This window comes from Streptomyces sp. NPDC057424 (assembly GCF_042803315.1).
GTDB lineage: Bacteria > Actinomycetota > Actinomycetes > Streptomycetales > Streptomycetaceae > Streptomyces.
Map to the genome: position 1 here is coordinate 1 of NZ_JBHVCP010000006.1, position 21,047 is coordinate 21,047.

Consider the following 21,047-nt stretch of genomic DNA (forward strand, 5'->3'; position numbering starts at 1 on the left):
ACACCGAGCCAAGAAGACACGCACCACCACAACCGACCTGACCAAGCACTACTAGTGGGCGGGGGCTGCCCTCCCCGGCCGGGTGGCGAGCCTTAAACCGACCTCCACGAGGGTCCAGCCGACGAGCGTACGGAGGTCTCGTCGGCGCCCGGTGGCGGGATGGGCGTCGACCTCGGCACGGAGTTCGGCGGCGCGGGCGTGGTGCAGGGCGAGGTGGATGTCGGGGTGCATCTCAGTCCGTCCTGATCGGGAAGGCGTGGGTGTGGAGGCGGACCTGCTCGGCGCCGGGGGTGTCCTCGGCCGCCGCGCGGTCGCGGTAGGTCTCGATCAGCGCGTGCATCTTCTCGACGAGCTCCTGCGTCAGTTCGGGCGTCAGTCGCAGGGTCGCGCTGCTCATGTCTCCGACGTGGCGCCACTCCTCGGTCCATGAGCCGCGGTTGCCCAGCCACGTCGACAGATCCCGGGTCTGTGTGGTGGCGACCTCGTGGAGGTACATGTCCGCAGCGCCGCGTACCGCCGGGTCCGAGTTGTCGAGCAGGTCGGTGTCGAAACGCAGGCCGCGGTAGGCCGCCTTCCACCACCGCTCGCGCCCCTTGCCCCGCTCGGGAGCGTCCTCGACGAAGCCGTACTCCGCGAGTTGGCGCAGGTGGTAGCTCGTGGCCCCGCTGGACTCGCTCAGCTTCGCGGCCAATTGCGAGGCGGTGGCCGGGCCGCCGAAGCGCAGGGCGTCCAGCAACTGCATCCGCAGGGGGTGCGCGAGTCCGCGCAGGGATCGGGCATCGAGCTGCCGTACTTGTGGGTTCTGGGGTTCGGTCACGGTGCAAAGCTCTCCTTGCAAAGAAACCCTTGCAAGGGATTCTTTGTAACTTGGCCGTGGCTACCCCTCCCTGACGAACCCCTCCTCCACCAGCCAGTCCAGCGCCACCTGGTGCGGATCCTCCCCCTCCACATCCACCTTCGCGTTCAGCGTCTGCGCCACGGAGTTGTTCAGCTTCGCCGTCACCGGGTTCAGGACCTCCGCGATCTCCGGCCACTCCTTCAACGTCTTCGCGTTGATCATCGGCGCGGCGTTGTAGTTGGGGAAGAACTTCCTGTCGTCTTCCATCACCGCCAGGTTCATGGACTTGATGCGCCCGTCGGTGGTGAACACCTCCCCGTACGTGCAGTTGCCCTGCGCGGTCTGCGTGTAGATGATCCCGGTGTCCATCTGCGTGATGTTCCGCGCCGGGACGTTCATGCCGTAGGCCTTCTGCATGCCCGGCAACCCGTCCGCCCGGTTCGCGAACTCGACCTCCACGCACAGCTTCACGGCCCCCGGGTCGGTCTTCGCCAGCTTCGCCACGTCCGACATGGTCTTCGTGCCGTACTTCTTCGCGTTCTCCTGGTTCATCGCCAGCGCGTACGTGTTGTCGAGTGCCGACGGCGGCAGCCAGGCCAGCCCGTTCTTCGCGTCCTCCTTCTTCACCGCCTCCCACTGCTGCTGCGGATCGGTGATCGGCTCGCTGTGCCCGAGGTACGTGATCCAGGCCGTGCCCGTGTACTCGTACCCGGCGTCCGCGTCGCCCTTGCGGACCGCCTCCCGGCTGCCGATGGAACCCTGGATGCCGGTGCGGTCGATCACGTCCGCGCCGGCCGCCTCGAACGCGATGCCCATGATCGCGCCGAGGATCAGCTGCTCGGTGAACGACTTCGACGTCACCGTCAGATGCGCGCCCTTCAGCGGCTCACCCCGGCCGATCGAGCCCGGCTTCACGTCATCGGTCAGGGGGGAGCCGCTGGTCAGGCCGCAGCCGGCCGCCGCCAACAGCAGGCCCGCCGCCGGCAGGCACGTACGCCGCCTCATGGCTGCAACCCCCGCGGCCGCAGCATCAGTTCGGCGATCGACGCCAGCCAGTCGACCAGCAGCGCCAGCACCACCGTGAGGATCGACCCCAGCACCAGCACCGGCATCCGCTGGTTGGTGATGCCGGTCGTGATCAGCACGCCGAGACCGCCGCCCCCGCCGAAGACCGCCAGGGTCGCCGTACCGACGTTCAGGACGAGGGCCGTGCGCACGCCCGCCAGGATCAGCGGGACCGCGAGGGGGAGTTCCACCCGGGTCAGCACCCCCATCGGGGACATGCCGATGCCGCGGGCCGCCTCCAGCAGGGTCGGGTCGTTCGCCTTCAGGCCGGCGATCGTGTTGGCGAGCACGGGCAGGATGGCGTAGATGATGATGCCGATCAGGGCGGCCCTGCGGCCGATGCCCAGCCAGATCACCAGGAGGGCCAGCAGTCCGATCGCCGGGGTCGCCTGGCCCATGTTGGCGAACGCCATGGCCACCGGGGCGGCCCTGCTCATCACCCCGCGGGTCAGCAGGATGCCCAGCGGGATCGCGATGATCAGCACGAAGAACGTGGAGATCACGGTCAGCTGGATGTGCTGCCACAGCGCCTTGGTCACCTGGCCGCCCGACAGGGCGTTGCGGGTGAGCGCGTCCAGGTCGGCCTGCTGGAACCAGAGCCAGGTGGCGAGCAGTACGGCGATCAGGGTGACCGGCAGGAGCGTCAGCTTCTGCCAGGTCAGACGGGCGGGCGGGCGCTCCGGTGGGGGCGCCTCGTCTAGAGGCTCGGAGGTCTCCTCGACCTCCGTGGCCGTCACCGTTCCCCTCCCGGGCCGCTCACGCCCGCCGGGCCTGTGGCCCCCTCCTGCTCCGCGTGCGTCTGCGCGGCCCGCAGCGACTCCAGCTCGTGCTGGTGCTCCATCGCGTCGAGCCGGTCGGCCTCCAGCATCTCGTGCACGGAGTTCATGAGCGTCTCCATGTCGACGACGCCCGTGTACTCCCCGCGCCGCCCGGTCACCGCCACCCGCCCGGCGTTGTCGGTGAGCACCGCCTCCAGCGCGTCCCGCAGGGTGGCGTCCCGGGTGACCGTGTCGTGCACCAGGGTTCCGGCCCGGGCCAGTGAGCCCCGGGCCCGCATCAGGTCGCCGCGCCGCAGCCACTTGTAGGGGCGGCCGCGCCGGTCGAGCAGCAGGATCTCGCTGGTGCCGCTCGCCCGCAGCCGGTTGAAGATCTGCTGCAGGGGGTCGTCGACCATGACCGTCGGATAGTCGGTGATCTCCACGTCCCGTACGCGGGTCAGGTTCAGCCGCTTCAGCGCCGCACCGGCGCCCACGAAGCCGGACACGAAGTCGTCGGCCGGGTTGGTCAGGATCGCCTCGGGGCTGTCGAACTGCGCGATGTGCGACCGCTCGCGCAGCACCGCGATCCGGTCGCCGATCTTGATCGCCTCGTCGAAGTCGTGGGTGACGAAGACGATCGTCTTGTGCAGCTCGTGCTGCAGCCGGATCAGCTCGTCCTGGAGGTGGTCCCGGGTGATCGGGTCCACCGCCCCGAACGGCTCGTCCATCAGCAGCACCGGGGGATCGGCGGCCAGCGCCCGGGCCACGCCCACGCGCTGCTGCTGCCCGCCGGAGAGCTGGCGCGGGTAGCGGCCGAGGAACTCCGCGGGGTCGAGGCCGACGAGGTCGAGCAGTTCCTCCGTCCGCTCCTTGATCCGGGTCTTCGGCCAGCCGATCATCTTCGGGACGATCCCGATGTTCTGCGCGACCGTCATGTGCGGGAAGAGCCCGGCGGACTGGATGGCGTAGCCGACCTTGCGGCGCAGCTTGACCGGGTCCATGTCGGTGACGTCCTCGCCGCCGATGCGGATGCGGCCGCCGGTCGGCTCGATCAGCCGGTTGATCATCTTGAGCGTGGTCGACTTCCCGCAGCCCGACGGGCCGACGAAGACGACGACCTCGCCCGCCTTGATCTCCATGCTCACGTTGTCCACGGCCGGCTGCGCACTGCCGGGGTAGCGCTTGGTCAGGCTCTCCAGCTCGATGGAGGCGCCGTGGTCGCCGGTCTCAGGCACGAATCCCCCTGGGAATGGTCAGCCGTCCGATCAGGACGTACGCGGCGTCGAACAGCAGCGCCAGGACGATGATGCCGAGCGTGCCCGCGAGGACCTGGTTGAGCGCGTTGGCGCTGCCCAGGGAGGCGAGGCCGCGGAAGATGACGTTGCCGAGACCGGGGCCGGAGGCGTACGCGGCGATGGCCGCGATGCCCATCAGCATCTGGGTGGAGACGCGGATCCCGGTCAGGATCGGCGGCCAGGCCAGCGGCAGCTCGACCCGCAGCAGCCGGGCCGGCCGGGACATCCCGATGCCCGTGGCCGCGTCCACCAGCGTCGGGTCGACCCCGCGCAGTCCGACGATCGCGTTGCGCACGACCGGCAGCAGCCCGTACAGCGTCAGCGCGATCACGGTGGGCGGCACGCCGAGGCCCACGATGGGGATGAGCAGACCGATCAGGGCGAGCGCCGGCACGGTCAGGATGGTGGCGGTGGTCGTGGTCGCGAGGTTCCCGGCCCACTCGCTGCGGTAGGTGGCGACGCCGATCAGCACCCCGAGCAGGGTCGCCACAACCATGCACTGGAAGACGGCGCTCGCGTGCTGGTAGGCGTCCGCGAGCAGCTGCTGGTGCCGGCTGACCAGGTACTCCCAGAAGTTCACACGCGCTCACCCCAGACGTCAGGTCTCCTCCGCGGCCTGCTCCACGAGCGGGATGATCCGCAGCGGAACGGGGTTCTCCATGACGATCGCCGTGGAGGCCCGGACGATGCCATCAAAACCGACGACCCGGTCGATCACACGCTGGAGATCGGCGTTGGAGCGGGCCACGAGACGGCACAGCATGTCCCCGGTGCCGGTGGTCGTGTGCAGCTCCAGCACCTCCGGCACGGTCGCCAAGTGGGCCCGTACGTCGGCGCCTTGACCCTGCCGGATCTGCAGCGTGGCGAACGCCGTGACGGGGTAGCCGAGCGCGGCCGGATCCACCTCCGGACCAAATCCGCGGATGACTCCGTTCGACTGAAGCCGGTCCAGCCGCGCCTGCGCGGTGCCTCGGGCCACCCCCAGCCGCCGGGACATCTCCAGCACCCCGATCCGCGGCTCCCGCGCCAGCAGCAGGATGATCCGGCCGTCCAGATGATCGATCGCCACAGCAGCCTCCCGGCATGGTCATCCTGTACAGAAGGGCCGTCGCATCGGCCGTATTACTGAACAGATTGCCCAGCCGAAACGCAAACTATTGCGCACCTTGCCGAGTGGGGAGACCCTGCGGCTATGACGCAGACCACACACCACACTCCCGACACCGCCCGGCAGGCCGACCCCTTCCCGGTCAAGGGAATGGACGCGGTCGTCTTCGCCGTGGGCAACGCCAAGCAGGCGGCGCACTACTACTCCACCGCCTTCGGAATGAAGCTGGTCGCGTACTCCGGACCGGAGAACGGCAACCGCGAGACCGCTGCGTACGTCCTGGAGAACGGCTCGGCCCGCTTCGTCCTCACCTCGGTCATCAAGCCCACCACCGACTGGGGCCACTTCCTCGCGCAGCACGTGGCCGAGCACGGCGACGGTGTCGTCGACCTCGCCATCGAGGTCCCGGACGCGCGCGCCGCCTATGCCTACGCCCTGGAGCACGGCGCCCGCTCGGTCGCCGAGCCGTACGAGCGCAAGGACGAGCACGGCACGGTCGTCCTGGCCGCCATCGCCACCTACGGCGAGACCCGCCACACCCTGGTCGAGCGCTCCGGCTACGACGGCCCCTACCTGCCCGGCTTCGTCGCGGCCCGGCCGATGGTCGAGCCGCCCGCCCAGCGCACCTTCCAGGCGATCGACCACTGCGTCGGCAACGTCGAGCTCGGCCGCATGAACGAGTGGGTCGCCTTCTACAACAAGGTGATGGGCTTCACGAACATGAAGGAGTTCGTGGGCGACGACATCGCCACCGAGTACAGCGCGCTGATGTCGAAGGTCGTCGCCGACGGCACGCTCAAGGTCAAGTTCCCGATCAACGAGCCGGCCATCGCCAAGAAGAAGTCCCAGATCGACGAGTACCTGGAGTTCTACGGCGGCGCGGGCGTGCAGCACATCGCGCTCAACACCAACGACATCGTGCAGACGGTCCGTACGATGCGGGCGGCCGGCGTCGAGTTCCTCAACACGCCGGACTCCTACTACGACACGCTGGGGGAGTGGGTCGGCGAGACCCGCGTCCCCATCGACACCCTGCGCGAACTGAAGATCCTCGCCGACCGCGACGAGGACGGCTACCTGCTGCAGATCTTCACCAAGCCGGTCCAGGACCGTCCGACCGTCTTCTTCGAGATCATCGAGCGCCACGGCTCGATGGGCTTCGGCAAGGGCAACTTCAAGGCCCTGTTCGAGGCGATCGAGCGCGAGCAGGCCCGCCGCGGCAACCTGTGACCCGATCGCCCCACCGAGCCCGTGCGGGTGCCACGGGGCACCCGCACGAGCTCAGTGCCCGTCCATCTCCGGAACCTCCACGTCCGGTGGCTCTCCCAGGGCCTGCGACGCCTCCCGGGCCGCCTGCGCGTGCAGAGGAGAGAAGTGCGGGTTGATCCGCAGTGCCTCCGCGAGGTGCCGGCGGGCGGCGCCGTAGCGCTCCAGCTCCCGTTCGATCGCGCCCAGGTGGTACATGGACAGCGCGTCACGCACCCCGCCCCCGCGTTCGGGGTGCGTCGCCCGCAGCGCGAACCGCAAGGCCTCCCCGGGCTCCCCGGCCCGGTACAGCGCCCACCCCAGCGCGTCGGCGACATCCGTCCCGGGCTGGCGCTTCCACTGCGCCCGTAGCCGCCGTACCGCCGCCGTCGGATCGCCGTGGTCGGCCTCGAACCGCCCCAGCACCAGCTCTTCGTCGGCCCCGCCCGCGGCGGCGCGCCGCACCCGTTCCCGCAGCAGGCCGTACTGCACCCGGGCCGCCTCCGGCATGCCCAGCGACTCGTACAACTCGCCCAGCTCCAGGGCGTACCGCGGGCAGGGCTGTTTCGCGAGGGCAGCCCGGTAGGCGTGCAGGGCCTCCGTCGTCCGCCCGAGGGCCGCCAGGACCCGGCCCTGCCCGGCCTGCGCGGCACGCTGGTCGGGGTCGAGGCGGACCGCCTCCCGGAAGTGCCGCAGCGCGACATCGAAGTCCCCGCGTTCCCAAGCCAGTTGCCCGGCCCGCTCCAGGTAGGCGGCCCGCTCGGCCGGCGCCCGCGCGCCCGCCGCCGCGTCCGCCAGCGCGGCCGCGGCGTCCTCCCGCCAGCCCCGGTCCCGGTACACGGCCGCGGCCCGCGCGAGCACGGCCGGGCCGGAGCGCAGTTCCGTCAGCCGGTCCAGCGTCCGCTTGGCCGCCTTGTGCTCGCCGAGCCCGGTGTAGGCGTCGATGAGCAGCGGATACGTCGTCCACCGCCGCGGCTCCAGCTTCAGCGCGGCCTCGCCCCACCGGCGCGCGGCGCGGAAGTCCCGGCGGGCGTTCGACAGCGCGGCAAGCCCCGCCAGGGCCCGGGTGTTGCGCTGCGGCCGCACCTTCAGCGACATCCGCAGCGCCTTCTCCGCCCGCGGGTAGTACGCCGGGTCGGCGAGGCGCCGCCCCCGCTCCGTATAGGCCGCCCCGAGCACCGCCCAGGACGTCGCGTCCCCGGGCCGCGTCCGTACGGCCTTCTCCCGCTCGTCGACCAGCTCCGCCAGGCCGGGCAGCGAGGCCGGCACCCCGCTGCCGACCGCCGCCAGGGCCAGCGCCCCCGGCGACGGCGGAACGGGCGCGGCGGGCGGCTCCCTCGGCAGCAGCACCAGCACCCCGCCCAGCACGGCACACCCCGCGACGGACGCGAGCAGCACCGGTCGGCTGCGCACGCGGCGCTTCGAACCGCTCTCCCGCCGTACCGGACCCTCCTGCTGGTTCTCCATGGCGCTCACTGTGCGTCAGCACGACGACCACACCCGGGCAGGTGAAGGGTGCAGCCGACGGGGTTCACACCGATGGCCCCGGGTGCGAACCTGTGATCATGAGCCGTATCGAAGCGCCCCGCTCCGAGGACACCGCAGCGACCGGCAACCTCGTGGACCTGCTGCTCAACGGCCTCCCCGCCGAAGCGGTCCTCACCGATCCCGACGTCACGGCGTCCTACGCCAACGACATGGCGAGCTTCTGCCCGGCCGGCACCCCGGCCGTGGTCGTGCTGCCCCGCACGACCGAACAGGTCCAGCACGTGATGCGCACCGCCACCGCCCTGCGCGTCCCCGTCGTCCCGCAGGGCGCCCGCACCGGCCTGTCCGGCGCCGCCAACGCCTCCGACGGCTGCATCGTGCTGTCCCTGACGAAGATGGACCGGATCCTGGAGATCAACCCGGTCGACCGCATCGCCGTCGCCGAACCGGGCGTCATCAACGCCGCCCTGTCCCGGGCCGTCGGCGAACACGGCCTGTACTACCCGCCGGACCCCTCCAGCTGGGAGATGTGCACCATCGGCGGCAACATCGGCACCGCCTCCGGCGGCCTGTGCTGCGTGAAGTACGGGGTGACCGCCGAGTACGTCCTCGGTCTCGACGTCGTCCTCGCCGACGGCCGCCTGATGTCCACCGGCCGCCGCACCGCCAAGGGCGTCGCCGGCTACGACCTCACCCGGCTGTTCGTCGGCTCCGAGGGCTCGCTCGGCATCGTCGTACGGGCCGTCCTCGGGCTGCGCCCCAAGCCGCCCGAGCAGCTGGTGCTGGCCGCCGAGTTCGCCTCGGCCGCCGAGGCCTGCGACGCCGTGTGCCGGATCATGGAGGGCGGCCACGTCCCGTCACTCCTCGAACTCATGGACCGTACGACGGTCAAGGCCGTCAACGACATGGCGCAGATGGGACTCCCCGAGAGCACCGAGGCCCTGCTCCTGGCCGCGTTCGACACCCCCGCCCCGGCCGCCGACCTCACCGCCGTCGGCGCCCTGTGCGAGGCGGCCGGCGCCACCCGGGTCGTCCCCGCCGACGACCTGGCCGAGTCCGAACTGCTGCTCCAGGCGCGGCGGTTGTCGCTCACCGCGCTGGAGGCGGTCAAGGGCGTGACGATGATCGACGACGTGTGCGTGCCGCGCTCCCGGCTCGCCGAGATGCTCGACGGGGTCGACCGGATCGCTGAGAAGTACCAGCTCACCATCGGTGTCGTCGCCCACGCGGGTGACGGCAACACCCACCCGACGGTCTGCTTCGACCCGGCGGACCCCGACGAGTCCCGGCGCGCCCGCGAGTCCTTCGACGAGATCATGGCCCTCGGCCTGGAGCTCGGCGGCACCATCACCGGCGAACACGGCGTCGGAGTCCTGAAGAAGGAGTGGCTGGCCCGCGAGATCGGCCCCGTGGGCATGGAGATGCAGCGGGCCGTCAAACAGGCCTTCGACCCGCTGAACATCCTGAACCCGGGCAAGCTCTTCTGACGGACGCCGCCCGCCGGCTGCACCGGTCTCACTGGGCGAGCAACTGGGCCAGCTCGTCGTCCAGCCCCAGCTGTTCACCCTCCGTCCCCGGCGGGACCACCCGCAACGTGCGCTCCAGCCAGGCCGACACCGCCGCCGCCGGGGCCTCCAACAGGGCCTCCCCGTCGGGTGAACTCAGCGCCATCAGCACGACGCTGCGCCCCTCGGTCTTCGTCGGCCACACCCGCACGTCCCCCTGCCCGCACGGCCGGAACACGCCCTCCACCAGCAGTTCCCGGGCGAACGTCCAGTACACGGGATGCCCGGTGTCGATGTGGAAGGTGACGTGGACGGCGTAGGGGTCGTCGGTCAGATACCCGAGCCGGGCCGGCACCGGGATCCTGCGCTCCGGCGACAGGACGAGATTCAGCTCCAGTTCCCGCTCCACCACGGTGTGCATGGCGGTGTTCCCTTCTCCTGACGGCTGCCCGCGAGGGCCGGTCAGGAGGAGAGAGCGGGCAGGGGCCGCGGCATTACGCGCCTTGCCGGAAGTTTTTTCGCACGGGGAGCCGCCGGAGCGGCGCGGTGCGTAGCACATCGGTGCTCGAAAGGGGCGGGTCCCGTGGGAGCGGCGGTGGGGCTTGCGCACGTCTGATAGATGTGGAGCCCCATTTGGCCCCCGAGCAGATACGGGACGACGGACATGAGCGCCCCAACCCCGGCCCCCGGTGACGACAGGCCCCGCGAAGGGTATTACCCGGACCCGTCCATTCCTGGATATGTCCGGTACTGGAACGGTGCCTCCTGGGTGCCCGGCACCAGCCGTCCGGCGCCCAAGGAGGGCGAGTCGCTCGCGCCGCCGCCCGGAGCGGGGGCGGCGCAGCCCGCCTCGGTCGAGGAGACCGGCCCGCACTTCTTCGACGAGGACCCGGTCGGGGAGCCGTCCCCCGCCGACGCCCAGCACGGCAGCCGTCCCGAACCGGCCTCCGCCTGGGGTGCCGACCGCTCCCGGCAGTCCGGCTTCGGCGGCGACCAGGACCGCCGCGTCTCGTGGGGCGCGCCGCAGGGAGCGCAGGGCGCGACCCCGCAGGGCGCGCCGAGCGGCGACCCGAGGGTGGCGCACGCCGGCCGGCGTTCCGACGGGGACCCCGCCCGCACCGACGGCACGGCGAACACCCCTCCGGCCGACCAGGAGGTGAACGCCGCGGCGGGGGGAGGCACGTTCGTGTTCCGCCGTCCCACGGGGCAGCCCGGGGGAGGAGCCTCCACCGACGCCCCCGACGACGGCACGATGACGTTCCGCGCGGTGGCCCCGCGCACGGGCCAGGCCGGCGGCGGCTCGAAACCCGCCGGGGGACAGGGCGGTCCGGACCGTGGTCCGGCGGGGGCCGGATCCGCTGCGCAGGGCGGGGCGGCGGGCTCCGGCTTCGGGCCGGCCGGCTCGGGCAGTGGTGCGGCGGCGTCCGGTTTCGGCGGGAGCCCGTCCGGACCCGCGTTCGGGGCGCAGGCCGGGCCGGCCGACTCCGGGAGCGGCTCCGCAGGGCCCGGCTTCGGCGCCGGCAAGGCGGCCGCCGCCCGGGCCTCCGCCGCCCACGCAGGGGCCGGGGGCGTCGCCGCGCAGGCCGCCGGGGCCGCACCGACGGCGCTGTCCGGGCCCCAGGCGGCCCCCACCGTCCCTCCGCAGTCCGGCGGGCCCGGCAGCGCCCAGCCCGGCGCCGCCGCCTCCTCCGGCACTCCCCTCGGCGCGGGCCCCGGCGGCGGTCAGACCTCCTGGGCGCAGCAGGTGCACCGGCTCGCCGGAGCCGGCGGCGGTGACGAGCAGCCCGTCGCGCCCTGGAAGCCGCCGGTCGATGACGTGTTCCAGGCGGCCGCCCGGCGCCAGGCGGAGGCCCGCCCGGCCGGGCTCGGCAAACGGCTGGCCGCCCGGCTGCTGGACACCGTCGTCCTGGCCGCGCTCACCGCCGGGGCCGCCGTACCGCTCGGCACCAAGGCGGTCGACCACGTCAACGAGAAGATCGACGCGGCCAGGCTCTCCGGCGAGACCGTCACGGTCTGGCTGCTCGACGGCACCACCTCGATCTACCTCGGCATCATCCTGGCCGTCCTGCTGCTCGCCGGCGTGCTCTGCGAGGTGCTGCCCACCGCCAAGTGGGGCCGCACCCTCGGCAAGAAGCTGATGGGCCTCGACGTCCGGGACATCGAGGGCCACGACACCCCCGAGTTCGGCGCGGCCCTGCGCCGCTGGCTGGTCTACAGCGTGCCGGGGCTCCTCGTCGTCGGGGTCGTCGGCGTCGCCTGGTGCCTCTTCGACCGGCCCTGGCGCCAGTGCTGGCACGACAAGGCCGCGCACACGTTCGTGGCGGGCTGAGCTCCCTCGGACGGCCGTCTGCCGGATGCGGAGCCCGGGAGTTCGCGGTCGACTCGGGCCATGAGCAGTGAACCGCCCCCCGGCTCCGGTCAGCAGCCCCCGGACGACGACCCGTTCAGGAAGCGCCCCCCGAGCGAGCCGCCCGGCGAGGGCACGGGCTCGCCCTACGGCAGCGAACCCCCGCCGTACGAGGGTGGCGGCCCGGGCGGTCCCGGTGGCGGCTCACCCGGCGCCGGGGGCCCCTACGGCGGTGATCCGTACGGCGGCGGCTCCTACCCGACCGACCCCCTCGCCGGCATGCCCCCGCTCGCCGACAGCGGCAAGCGCACGCTCGCCCGCATCATCGACATGATCCTGGTGGGTGTCGTCGTCTGGCTGCTCACGTGGGGCTTCAACGTCAACGAGTACGACGTGGACAGCGACCGCATCGAGATCAGCAAGTCGTTCTGGCAGTCGGCGGTCGCCGCCGTCCTCTACATCGCCTACGACACCGTCCTGACCGCGAGGACCGGCCAGACCCTCGGCAAGAAGCTGCTGCACATGCGAGTCGCCAACCTGGACAACGGCGCGACGCCCTCCGTGCAGAACGCGCTGATGCGGGCCGCGGTGCTGTGGATCCCGTTCGCCTTCTGCTGCGCCTGCGTCTGGACCGCGATCTCGGGCGGCTGGAGCTTCTTCGACCGGCCCTACAAGCAGGGCCTGCACGACAAGGCAGCGAAAACGGTCGTGGTCAGCACTGATTGAGGCAGGTGGGGAACGCCGAGCGGTACAAGAACAGGCAACGGACGGTCAGGAGGCCGCCCGTTCGCGCACCGGCTCCGGGGCCGGCGCCGGGACCGAGGCCCGTACCGGTTCCCTGGGTGCGGGCTGTTCCACCGCTGCCGTGCGCTTCCCGGGCAGCGGCACCGTCATGGCGACCAGCAGTCCGAGGGCGAGCGCCGCGACGGAGATGACCGCGATCCCCGCGCCCGAACTCGTCCGAGACAGCAGCAGCATGGCGAGGGTCGAGAAGATCACGGTGCACGAACCGTAGGCGAGCTGTGCGGCAGTCGGACGGGGCATGGCCATCATGTCCTCGAAAGTGGGGGTCCACGGGGGTGTCGGCCTGGCATTGCGCCGGCTTCCGGGCGTTGCGCCGTCCGACATTCTCACCGGCAGGGTGCCCGACCGGAACCGGCGGTAAGCGTGACCTAATCAACAAGGGCGGTGCACAGGGGGCGCACGGAGTCATGACGTCCACGTAGTGGACATATGCACGCGCCCGCACGGCCGGTGGGGAGGGCCGTGGGGCAACCGTCTGGTTGTCCGTAAAACGAACGTCGCCTCCGCATAGTGCACTTGACCTGTCCAAGTCAAGGTCTGTCTTTTCTTCTAAACCTCTAGTCAAATGTCGTCACTTGACTACACGCGTTGATCACGCGCGCGCGGATTTCCATGACCGGGACCCTGCCTGCCGCGCGCCCGAACGCGGGGGAGGATCTCAAGTGACCAGTAGAACCTGGACGTTCAGAGCGGCCGCCATAAGCGTGGCGCTCGCGGCGGCCACCGCCACCGCCTCGACGTACGCGGTGGCGGACGACGCCTCGGCTCCCCGGTCCACCACCGTGGACCGGCACGACCCGGCGGATCGTCACCACGACGAGCACGACCTCGAAGGCCCGCTGAGCAAGACGCGGGACGCGCAGCGCCAGGAGGCCCTGAATCAGGTCCTGTCGGGCAAGAGCAAGGTCAAGAACCGCGAGGGCTCGAAGGTCGTCCAGCTCAAGAGCAAGAAGGGCGACGCCAAGTACGTCGAGCTCGGCCGCGAGAAGACCGACAAGATCTTCACGATCCTGGTCGAGTTCGGCGACCAGATCGACAGCCGCTACGGCGGCACCCCGGGCCCGCTGCACAACCGGATAGCCAAGCCCGACCGCAAGAAGGACAACTCCACGGCCTGGCGCGCCGACTACGACCGGGACTACTTCCAGGACCTGTACTTCGGTTCCGGCAAGGGCGTCCACTCGGTCAAGACCTACTACGAGAAGCAGTCCTCGGGCCGCTACTCGGTCGACGGCGAGGTCTCCGACTGGGTCAAGGTCCCCTACAACGAGGCCCGTTACGGCAACAACGCCTGCGGTGACACCAACTGCCCGAGTGTGTGGAACGTCGTCAGCGACGGTCTGAACGCCTGGGTCTCCCAGCAGAAGGCAGCGGGGAGGACCGACGCGCAGATCAAGGCCGACGTCGCGCGCTTCGACGAGTGGGACCGCTACGACTTCGACGGCGACGGCGACTTCAACGAGCCCGACGGTTACATCGACCACTTCCAGATCGTGCACGCCGGCGAGGACGAGTCCGCGGGCGGCGGCGCCCAGGGCACCGACGCGATCTGGGCCCACCGCTGGTACGCCTTCGGCACCGACGCCGGCGCCACCGGCCCCGAGAACAACAGGCTCGGCGGCGCGAAGATCGGCGACACCGGCATCTGGGTCGGTGACTACACCGTCCAGCCGGAGAACGGCGGACTCGGCGTCTACGCCCACGAGTACGGCCACGACCTCGGTCTGCCGGACCACTACGACACCGCGGGCGGCGAGAACTCCACCGGCTTCTGGACGCTGATGTCGTCCGGCTCCTGGCTGGGCACCGGCAAGAAGGAGATCGGTGACCTGCCCGGCGACATGACCGCCTGGGACAAGCTGCAGCTGGGCTGGCTGAACTACGACACGGCCAAGGCCGGCGTCAACTCCTGGCACAAGCTGGGCGTCGCCGAGTACAACACCAAGCACAAGCAGGCGCTGGTCGTCGACCTCCCCAAGAAGGCGGTCACCACCGAGGTCGTCACCCCCGCCGAGGGCAAGACTCAGTGGTGGAGCGGCAGCGGCGACAACCTCAAGAACACGCTGACGCGTTCGGTCGACCTCACGGGCACGTCGAAGGCCGGGCTGGCCCTCGACGGCTGGTACGACATCGAGGCCAACTACGACTACCTCTACACCGAGGTCTCGACCGACGGCGGCGCCAACTGGACCGCTCTCGACGGCACGGTGGACGGCCAGCCGATCCCGCGCGACGGCAGCGACAAGCCGGCCCTGCACGGCACGGTCGACGGCTACAAGAAGCTGGCGTACTCCCTGGACGCCTACGCGGGCAAGAAGATCGACCTGCGCTTCCGCTACCAGACCGACGGCGGCGTGGCCCAGAAGGGCTTCGCGGCCGACGCGATCACGGTGACGGCCGACGGCGCGCCCGTCTTCTCCGACAACGCCGAGAGCGCGGACGAGGCGTGGAAGGCGACCGGCTTCTCCCGCATCGGCGCATCCTTCACCAAGGACTACGCGCAGTACTACATCGCCGAGAACCGGCAGTACGTGTCGTACGACAAGACGCTGAAGAACGGCCCGTACAACTTCGGCTTCACGGCGCGCCCGGACTGGGTGGAGCACTACGCGTACCAGAACGGCCTGCTGATCTGGAAGTGGGACACCTCTCAGGCGGACAACAACACCAGCCAGCACCAGGGCACCGGTCTGGTCCTGCCGATCGACTCGCACCCGGACGCGCTGAAGTGGGCCGACGGCACGCTGATGCGCAACCGCATCCAGTCCTACGACTCGCCCTTCAGCCGCTACCGCACCGACGGCATGACGCTGCACAAGGCGGACGTGGCGAAGTACATCCCGGGGTCGAAGGGCGTCTCGGTCTTCAACGACCGGAAGAACGACTACTACGACGAGTCGAACCCCACCGCGGGTGTCAAGATCACTGACACCAACACGAAGATCAAGATCCTCAAGGAGGCCAGGAACGGCTCGACGATCGAGCTGGAGGTCGGCCCCGCGGGTAGGTAATCCGCATCCTTGCAGGTCAGAGCATGATCGGCGGTGACCCACTGGCGGGTCACCGCCGATCCGTGTTTAGGTGCGTCCTGTGACTCTCTTATTGACACCGACCGACACGGGGGGATGAGCGCATGGCCGCAGGAGGCTTCTGCAAGCTGCCGAACGGCACGGTGGTGGTGGCACTGAACCTGCCCAGCCCCGCCGCCGACGGCCCCGGCGCCGTCCGCGTCCTCGTCCACTCCGTGAACCGCGCGCGGGCCCTGACCAGGCTCCGTAACCTCGGTATGCGGTCGGTCTACCTGCGCGGCAACGCCGCCCCTCCGACCCCCGACGAGATCACCGCGGTCCTCCACCACCCCGACGGCCTCATATGGCGCACGGCCCCCGACAACGGTGTCGTCGGCAGCCCGGACCTGGTCCAGGAGCTGTGGCGCCCGATCAGAGCTCTCCTCAGGCGCCCGACGGCCCAGACCTGACCCGCGGGGGTCCGCCGGAGCCGCCGGAGGACGGGGTCACTGCACGACGGGCTTGCCCGACAGCTCCACGCCGGCCCGGCGCAGCTCCTCCAGGGCCCGCTCGGTGCTCTCCTGGGCGACACCGGCCGTCAGGTCCAGCAGGACCCGCGTACGGAAGCCCTCACGGGCGGCGTCCAGGGCCGTGGCCCGTACGCAGTGGTCCGTGGCGATGCCGACCACGTCGACCTCGGTGACCTCGCGGGTGCGGAGCCAGTCGGCCAGCGGGGTGCCGTTCTCGTCGGTGCCCTCGAAGCCGCTGTAGGCCGCCGAGTACGCCCCCTTGTCGAACACGGCGTCGATCGACCCGGAGGCGACCGCGGGGGCGAAGTTGGGGTGGAAGCCGACGCCCTCCGTGCCGGCGACGCAGTGCGCGGGCCAGGAGCGGGCGTAGTCCGGGTTCGCGGAGAAGTGGCCGCCGGGGGCGATGTGGTGGTCGCGGGTGGCCACGACGTGCTGGTAGCCGGACCCGGCCGCCTGCCCGATCAGCTCCGTGACGGCGGCGGCCACATCGGCACCGCCGGACACCGCGAGGCTGCCCCCCTCGCAGAAGTCGTTCTGCACATCGACGACGATCAAGGCGCGGCGCATGGTCGGTGTCCTTCGGCTATGAGGTCGGCAAGCCCGGCCGGTGGACCACCGAGCCTATGCACTGAGGGGAGCGGACGGGAGGGGTCACGGGTCGGCGCGTCACGGCACATCCCCTAGCTACCCGAGGTCTCGTGCAGGTACTCCGTCGGAAGGACGGGCTCCCCGCGCGAGAGCTGGGTCGCCGACATCGGAAGCCCCGCCCGCGCCGCCGCGTGCCGGTCCCGCGCCGCGTCCAGCGGCTCGCGCGCCGCCACCTCGCCCCCCTTGACCAGCTCCACCAGCAGCTGCCGGTCCGCGAGCCCGGCCGGCACCGGCCCGGTGCCGATCACCTCGGCCTCGGCGACCCCGTGGGAGTCCAGCCGCCGCGCGGCCCACTTGCGTCCGCCGACCGACGTCTTGCCGCCGCTGGACTTCTTCGCCACCGGCACCAGCGGTGCGTTCGGGTCGGCGGACTCGGCCCGCGCGACCAGCTTGTAGACCATCGAGGAGGTCGGGTGGCCGGAGCCGGTGACTAGCTGCGTGCCGACGCCGTAGGCGTCCACCGGCGCCGCGGCCAGCGAGGCGATGGCGTACTCGTCCAGGTCGGAGGTCACGACGATCTTCGTGCCGGTCGCGCCCAGCTCGTCCAGCTGCCGGCGCACCCGGTGCGCGACCAGGAGCAGGTCGCCGGAGTCGATCCGCACCGCGCCCAGCTCGGTCCCGGCGACCTCGACGGCCGTGCGGACCGCCTCGGCGACGTCGTAGGTGTCCACCAGCAGCGTGGTGCCCCGGCCCAGCGTGTTCACCTGGGCCTGGAAGGCGTCCCGCTCGCTGTCGTGCAGCAGGGTGAAGGCGTGCGCGGAGGTGCCGACGGTGGGGATGCCGTAGCGGAAGCCGGCCGCCAGGTCGGAGGTGGTCGCGAAGCCCCCGACGTACGCGGCCCGGGAGGCCGCCACCGCCGCCAGCTCGTGGGTGCGCCGGGCGCCCATCTCGATCAGCGGCCGGTCGCCCGCGGCGGCCGACATGCGTGAGGCGGCCGCCGCGATCGCCGAGTCGTGGTTGAGGATCGAAAGGATCACGGTCTCCAGCAGCACGCACTCGGCGAAGGTGCCCTCGATCCGCATGATCGGCGAGCCCGGGAAGTACACCTCGCCCTCGGGGTAGCCCCAGATGTCCCCGCTGAACCGGTAGCCGGCCAGCCAGTCCAGGGTCTCCTCGCCGACGATCTCCCGCTCGCGCAGGAAGTTCAGCACGGCCGAGTCGAAGCGGAAGTTCTCCACCGCGTCCAGCACCCGGCCGGTGCCGCCCACGACGCCGTAGCGGCGTCCGTCCGGCAGCCGCCGGGTGAAGACCTCGAACACGCTCCGCCGCTCGGCCGTGCCCGACGCGAGGGCGGCCCGCAGCATCGTCAGCTCGTACTGGTCCGTGAAGAGCGCCGTCGAGGGAACGCCCACCCGGCGCCCGCCACCGTCCTTCCGCGGCAGCGCTTCGCGCCCTTCTTCTTCCGGCAGCCCAAGGTCCGCTGTGTTCATGAAGAGGAGCGTACCCCCATTTCGTCAATCTGACGATTGCTGTCCCGCGGGACGCGATCGCCTTGCGGCCAGGCCCGTTTGTGCGACTACCCCCCTCGGGTGGCAGCATGGGCAGTGTGACGTCACCCGCGCCCCTGGAGATCGAACGCACCGAGTCGGCGGAGGAGGTCTTCGCCGTACCCGAGCCGGACGTCCCGTGGGTCACCATCGTCCACAACGACCCGGTCAACCTCATGAGCTATGTGACGTACGTCTTCCAGTCGTACTTCGGCTACTCCAAGGAGAAGGCCACCAAGCTCATGCTCGACGTCCACCACAAGGGCCGGGCGGTCGTCTCCAGCGGCAGCCGCGAGGAGATGGAACGCGACGTGCAGGCCATGCACGGCTACGGCCTGTGGGCCACCCTCCAGCAGGACCGCAAGTAGCCAACTCCCCGCCCAGCAGCGAAAAGGCTTTCATGCCCGGAACCTTCGAACCGCTCCCCGGCGGCGGCGCGGCCGTCGCCCTCGACGACGTCGAGATCTCCATCATCCGGTCGCTGGCCGTCCAGCTCCTGGAGCTCATCGGCCCCGGCCCCGCCGAGGACGCCACCGGCGACCCGCTCGCCGAGCTGTTCGCCGAGGGCCCGAGCGAGCCGCCCTCCGACCCGGTGCTGAGGCGGCTCTTCCCCGACGCCTACAGCGATCCCGAGCAGCCCGCCTCGGCCCGGGACGCCGAGGAGCAGCGGGCGTACTCCGCGGAGTTCCGCCGCTACACCGAGAACGACCTGCGGGCCGGCAAGCGCGACAGCGCCCTCGCGGTGATCCGCTCCCTCGACGCGCTCTCCTCGGCCTCGGCCGGCGAGGGCGGTGCCGTGCTGAAGCTGTCGCCGGCGGAGTCCCAGCAGTGGCTGGGAGCCCTGAACGACCTGCGGCTCGCGATCGGCTCCCGGCTGGAGATCACCGACGACGAGGACACCGACCTCCTCTACCGCCTCCCGGACGAGGACCCGCGCAAGCCGATGGTGATGGCCTACCTGTGGCTGGGCGGACTCCAGGAGACGCTGGTCGGAACCCTTATGCCCTGATCTGTGCAGGTTCTGTGGCCACCGGATGACCACGTCGTGTTCGCTCAAAGGACACTCAAATCCGGATAACGATCACGTCACCGCACCCGCCTTCTATGGCCGATTCGGGTGCCCTTTGCCCGCTTTTCCCTGTGTGGTGCGCCACATCACGCCCCCGCGTTCCGTGTCCCGGCCGTGATAAATCTTCACGACCGCCCGGCAGAACACCACCCGAATGTTCGGCCGGGTGCGCCACCGAGCCGGCAACCGCCGACCAGGCACGAGCGGGATTCCGGGCCCGCTCAGCTCCATCATTCCGGGGGGATCGAAACCCGATCCGAGGCCGAGGCGAGGCCCGGGTCGGCATGGAGAAAGGCGCACCACACATGACCTCTGCGCAGGTCGACACGGAAGACGTGCCCGAAGAGGGGTATGAGCGCGGCCTCGGCAGCCGTCAGGTCCAGATGATCGCGATCGGCGGCGCCATCGGCGTCGGCCTGTTCATGGGTGCCGGAGCGAACATCGCGAAGGCCGGCCCCAGCATCATCCTCATGTACGCCCTCGCGGGCGTCGTGATCTTCTTCATCATGCGGGCCCTGGGCGAACTGCTCCTCTACCGGCCCGTCTCCGGCTCCTTCGCCGAGTACGCCCGCGAGTTCCTCGGCCCGTTCTTCGGGTTCGTCACGGGCTGGACGTACTGGCTCATGTGGGTGGTGACCGGCATGGCCGAACTCACCGCCGCCGCGATCTACATCCACTTCTGGTTCCCGGAGATCCCGCAGTGGGTCAGCGCCCTGGTGTTCCTCGTGGTGCTCTTCGGCGTCAACCTGATCTCCGTCAAGATCTTCGGCGAGGTCGAGTTCTGGTTCTCGATGATCAAGGTCACGGCCATCATCGGCATGATCGTCATCGGCCTCGGCGTGCTCACCCTCGGCTTCTCCGACGCCGGTGACACCGCCGCCGTCTCCAACCTCTGGTCGCACGGCGGCTTCTTCCCGAACGGCATCGGCTCCAGCCTGATGACGCTCCAGGGCGTCATGTTCGCCTACCTCGCCGTCGAGCTCGTCGGCGTCACCGCGGGCGAGTCCGAGAACCCCGAGAAGACCCTGCCCAAGGCCATCAACACCCTGCCCTGGCGCATCATCGTCTTCTACGTCGGCGCGCTGCTGGTGATCCTCTCCGTCGTCAAGTGGACCGAGTTCTCCGCCGGCGAGAGCCCGTTCGTGCACGCCTTCGGCGAGATCGGCATCCCGCTCGCCGCGGGCATCGTCAACTTCGTGGTGCTCACCGCCGCCCTGTCGTCCTGCAACTCGGGCATGTACTCGACCGGCCGGATGCTGCGCGACCTGGCCGCCAACAGCGAGGCACCGCAGGCGTTCGGCAAGCTCAACGCCCGCAAGACGCCCGCCGCCGGCGTCACCGTCTCCGTCGCGCTCATGGGTATCGGCGTCCTCCTGAACTACGTCGTCCCGGAGAAGGCGTTCCTCTACGTCACCTCCGTCGCCACCGCGGCCGGCATCTGGACCTGGATGATGATCCTCGTCAGCCACATCCGCTACCGTGCCGCGGTCGACGCGGGCCGGCTGCGCGCCTCGTCCTTCCCCGCTCCCGGCGGGGCGCTCCTCAGCTGGGTCGCGCTCCTCTTCCTCATCTGCGTGACCTGCATGATCGCGTACGACAAGGACGCACGGGTCTGCCTGTACGTCGCGGCTGTCTGGGCCGTGGCCCTGGGCGTCGGCTGGGCGGTCCTCAAGAGCCGCAACCCGCAGATCACCGAGCGCCGCGAGGCGGAGTTCGAGAAGGTCGGCTGACCACCCCACGGGACGCCCGGCCGCAGGGAGTACTCGTGGCACTCCCCGCGGCTGCCGCTCAGGGCGTCCGGCATATGGGCCGTTCCGTACCAGCCCCCGGTACGGAACGGCCCCTCTGCTTA

The 21,047-nt window shown here is 70.8% G+C and carries 21 protein-coding genes; 9 read left to right on the forward strand and 12 right to left on the reverse strand.

Annotated features, from left to right (window positions below):
* Window positions 1-51: 51 nt before the first annotated feature.
* From ACFU3E_RS07585 to ACFU3E_RS07615, 7 genes are read right to left on the reverse strand one after another with little or no spacing between them, the layout of a single operon-like run.
* A complete protein-coding gene (locus tag ACFU3E_RS07585; protein ID WP_384153556.1) occupies window positions 52-231 on the reverse strand; it encodes a hypothetical protein in 180 nt (59 codons plus the stop codon).
* 1 nt (window position 232) lies between these two features.
* Window positions 233-817 carry an ArsR/SmtB family transcription factor gene (locus ACFU3E_RS07590; protein WP_384153559.1) on the reverse strand — a complete coding sequence of 195 codons (585 nt, stop codon included), beginning with the start codon at window positions 815-817 and terminating at the stop codon, window positions 233-235.
* Between the two features lie 60 nt (window positions 818-877).
* Window positions 878-1,843, reverse strand: coding sequence for a glycine betaine ABC transporter substrate-binding protein (locus ACFU3E_RS07595; RefSeq protein WP_384153562.1), 966 nt, complete (start codon window positions 1,841-1,843; stop codon window positions 878-880).
* The gene (locus tag ACFU3E_RS07600; protein WP_384153565.1) at window positions 1,840-2,640 is read right to left on the reverse strand and encodes an ABC transporter permease; all 801 of its coding nucleotides are present in this window, start codon (window positions 2,638-2,640) and stop codon (window positions 1,840-1,842) included. Before ACFU3E_RS07600 ends, ACFU3E_RS07595 begins: the two co-directional genes overlap by 4 nt.
* The gene (locus tag ACFU3E_RS07605) at window positions 2,637-3,896 is read right to left on the reverse strand and encodes a betaine/proline/choline family ABC transporter ATP-binding protein (RefSeq protein ID WP_384153568.1); all 1,260 of its coding nucleotides are present in this window, start codon (window positions 3,894-3,896) and stop codon (window positions 2,637-2,639) included. The genes ACFU3E_RS07600 and ACFU3E_RS07605 overlap by 4 nt, the downstream gene beginning before the upstream one ends.
* Window positions 3,889-4,536: an ABC transporter permease gene (locus tag ACFU3E_RS07610; protein WP_384153571.1), complete on the reverse strand. Its 648-nt coding sequence runs from the start codon at window positions 4,534-4,536 to the stop codon at window positions 3,889-3,891. The genes ACFU3E_RS07605 and ACFU3E_RS07610 overlap by 8 nt, the downstream gene beginning before the upstream one ends.
* An 18-nt stretch (window positions 4,537-4,554) precedes the next feature.
* Window positions 4,555-5,025 (reverse strand): Lrp/AsnC family transcriptional regulator, encoded by a 471-nt coding sequence (locus ACFU3E_RS07615; protein WP_248507875.1) that lies wholly within the window; start codon window positions 5,023-5,025, stop codon window positions 4,555-4,557.
* 123 nt (window positions 5,026-5,148) lie between these two features.
* Here ACFU3E_RS07615 and hppD point away from each other — a divergent pair, with 123 nt between their 5' ends.
* Complete coding sequence (gene hppD / locus ACFU3E_RS07620; RefSeq protein ID WP_384153575.1) at window positions 5,149-6,294, forward strand: 4-hydroxyphenylpyruvate dioxygenase; 1,146 nt, start codon at window positions 5,149-5,151, stop codon at window positions 6,292-6,294.
* A gap of 51 nt (window positions 6,295-6,345) precedes the next feature.
* On the opposite strand, the gene ACFU3E_RS07625 is transcribed toward hppD, so the two are convergent.
* Window positions 6,346-7,776 carry a tetratricopeptide repeat protein gene (locus ACFU3E_RS07625; protein WP_384153578.1) on the reverse strand — a complete coding sequence of 477 codons (1,431 nt, stop codon included), beginning with the start codon at window positions 7,774-7,776 and terminating at the stop codon, window positions 6,346-6,348.
* A 92-nt stretch (window positions 7,777-7,868) separates the two neighbouring features.
* On the opposite strand from ACFU3E_RS07625, the gene ACFU3E_RS07630 reads away from it, so the two are divergent.
* Window positions 7,869-9,284 carry an FAD-binding oxidoreductase gene (locus tag ACFU3E_RS07630; RefSeq protein WP_384153581.1) on the forward strand — a complete coding sequence of 472 codons (1,416 nt, stop codon included), beginning with the start codon at window positions 7,869-7,871 and terminating at the stop codon, window positions 9,282-9,284.
* 28 nt (window positions 9,285-9,312) lie between these two features.
* Here the strand turns inward: ACFU3E_RS07630 and ACFU3E_RS07635 are convergent, their stop codons facing one another.
* Window positions 9,313-9,723, reverse strand: coding sequence for an SsgA family sporulation/cell division regulator (locus ACFU3E_RS07635; RefSeq protein WP_384153584.1), 411 nt, complete (start codon window positions 9,721-9,723; stop codon window positions 9,313-9,315).
* Window positions 9,724-9,966: 243 nt separating this feature from the next.
* Between ACFU3E_RS07635 and ACFU3E_RS07640 the strand changes: the two genes are divergently transcribed.
* Together ACFU3E_RS07640 and ACFU3E_RS07645 are read left to right on the forward strand one after the other, a co-directional pair.
* Entirely contained in the window at window positions 9,967-11,631 is a 1,665-nt protein-coding gene (locus ACFU3E_RS07640; RefSeq protein WP_384153587.1) for an RDD family protein, read from the forward strand.
* A gap of 60 nt (window positions 11,632-11,691) precedes the next feature.
* Window positions 11,692-12,375 (forward strand): RDD family protein, encoded by a 684-nt coding sequence (locus tag ACFU3E_RS07645; RefSeq protein ID WP_384153590.1) that lies wholly within the window; start codon window positions 11,692-11,694, stop codon window positions 12,373-12,375.
* Window positions 12,376-12,420: 45 nt separating this feature from the next.
* Here ACFU3E_RS07645 and ACFU3E_RS07650 read toward each other — a convergent pair whose 3' ends face one another.
* Window positions 12,421-12,699 carry a hypothetical protein gene (locus ACFU3E_RS07650; RefSeq protein WP_384154015.1) on the reverse strand — a complete coding sequence of 93 codons (279 nt, stop codon included), beginning with the start codon at window positions 12,697-12,699 and terminating at the stop codon, window positions 12,421-12,423.
* A gap of 416 nt (window positions 12,700-13,115) precedes the next feature.
* Between ACFU3E_RS07650 and ACFU3E_RS07655 the strand changes: the two genes are divergently transcribed.
* Both ACFU3E_RS07655 and ACFU3E_RS07660 read left to right on the forward strand, forming a co-directional pair.
* Window positions 13,116-15,464 carry an immune inhibitor A domain-containing protein gene (locus ACFU3E_RS07655; RefSeq protein ID WP_384153594.1) on the forward strand — a complete coding sequence of 783 codons (2,349 nt, stop codon included), beginning with the start codon at window positions 13,116-13,118 and terminating at the stop codon, window positions 15,462-15,464.
* 122 nt (window positions 15,465-15,586) lie between these two features.
* On the forward strand, window positions 15,587-15,931 hold the full coding sequence (locus ACFU3E_RS07660) for a hypothetical protein (RefSeq protein WP_384153597.1): 345 nt from the start codon (window positions 15,587-15,589) through the stop codon (window positions 15,929-15,931).
* A gap of 36 nt (window positions 15,932-15,967) precedes the next feature.
* On the opposite strand, the gene ACFU3E_RS07665 is transcribed toward ACFU3E_RS07660, so the two are convergent.
* On the reverse strand, window positions 15,968-16,558 hold the full coding sequence (locus ACFU3E_RS07665; RefSeq protein WP_384153600.1) for a nicotinamidase: 591 nt from the start codon (window positions 16,556-16,558) through the stop codon (window positions 15,968-15,970).
* A gap of 113 nt (window positions 16,559-16,671) precedes the next feature.
* Window positions 16,672-18,069 (reverse strand): nicotinate phosphoribosyltransferase, encoded by a 1,398-nt coding sequence (locus tag ACFU3E_RS07670; protein ID WP_384153603.1) that lies wholly within the window; start codon window positions 18,067-18,069, stop codon window positions 16,672-16,674.
* A gap of 107 nt (window positions 18,070-18,176) precedes the next feature.
* Here ACFU3E_RS07670 and clpS point away from each other — a divergent pair, with 107 nt between their 5' ends.
* The 3 genes from clpS to ACFU3E_RS07685 all read left to right on the forward strand — a co-directional run bounded on the left by clpS (window position 18,177) and on the right by ACFU3E_RS07685 (window position 20,925).
* Window positions 18,177-18,494, forward strand: coding sequence for an ATP-dependent Clp protease adapter ClpS (gene clpS, locus ACFU3E_RS07675; protein WP_384153606.1), 318 nt, complete (start codon window positions 18,177-18,179; stop codon window positions 18,492-18,494).
* Between the two features lie 32 nt (window positions 18,495-18,526).
* Window positions 18,527-19,135: a DUF2017 domain-containing protein gene (locus ACFU3E_RS07680; protein ID WP_384153609.1), complete on the forward strand. Its 609-nt coding sequence runs from the start codon at window positions 18,527-18,529 to the stop codon at window positions 19,133-19,135.
* A 365-nt stretch (window positions 19,136-19,500) separates the two neighbouring features.
* Window positions 19,501-20,925, forward strand: a complete 1,425-nt coding sequence (locus ACFU3E_RS07685) for an amino acid permease (RefSeq protein WP_384153612.1) — start codon at window positions 19,501-19,503, stop codon at window positions 20,923-20,925.
* Window positions 20,926-21,047: the final 122 nt, after the last annotated feature.